Here is a 960-nt window from a genome sequence, read left to right as displayed (position 1 = left end):
TTCCCAATGCTGAGGGAGTGAAATCAATATGCCGTTTCAAACCTTCCACAACATGGATGCTGTGGCAGAGCGCCCAGGGATGGGTTCACCGCGTGTTTGAAACGGCATATTGATTTCATAACTTTTCTCGGACACATAAAAAAAGCGCACCTAAGTGCGCTTTTTTGAGCTTGTGTTGCTAAGTCTAGATTAGTCTAGGATCTTAGATACAACACCAGCACCTACTGTACGACCACCTTCACGGATTGCGAAACGAAGACCTTCTTCCATCGCGATCGGAGCAATTAGCTCAACTTTGAATTTAAGGTTGTCACCAGGCATTACCATTTCTACGCCTTCTGGAAGCTCTACAGCACCAGTTACGTCAGTTGTACGGAAGTAGAACTGTGGACGGTAGCCTTTGAAGAATGGAGTATGACGGCCACCTTCATCTTTCGATAGTACGTATACTTCTGCTTCGAAGTTAACGTGTGGAGTGATTGAACCAGGCTTAGCTAGTACTTGACCACGCTCAACTTCGTCACGCTTAGTACCACGTAGAAGAACACCAACGTTCTCACCCGCGCGGCCTTCGTCAAGAAGCTTACGGAACATCTCAACACCAGTACAAGTAGTCTTAGTAGTGTCTTTGATACCTACGATTTCTACTTCTTCACCAACTTTAACGATACCTTGCTCTACACGACCTGTTACAACTGTACCACGGCCTGAGATTGAGAATACGTCTTCGATTGGAAGGATGAACGGCTTGTCGATTGCACGCTCTGGCTCTGGGATGTATGAATCAAGCGCTTCACCAAGCTCGATGATTTTCTTTTCCCACTCTGGGTCGCCTTCAAGCGCTTTAAGAGCTGAACCTTGGATAACTGGTAGGTCATCACCTGGGAATTCGTATTCGTTAAGAAGTTCACGAACTTCCATTTCTACTAGCTCTAGAAGCTCTTCATCGTCAACCATGTC

At 46.1% G+C, this 960-nt stretch carries 1 protein-coding gene; it reads right to left on the bottom strand.

From position 1 onward, the window contains the following. Positions 1-189: 189 nt before the first annotated feature. Positions 190-960 (bottom strand): elongation factor Tu (locus ACGHAV_RS16930; protein WP_390383366.1); only part of this gene is annotated, 771 nt, incomplete at its 5' end.

This window comes from Alteromonas sp. MTD1 (assembly GCF_042848195.1).
In the GTDB taxonomy this organism is placed as follows: Bacteria; Pseudomonadota; Gammaproteobacteria; order Enterobacterales; family Alteromonadaceae; genus Alteromonas.
This window is presented reverse-complemented; position numbering and strand designations above follow the sequence as displayed.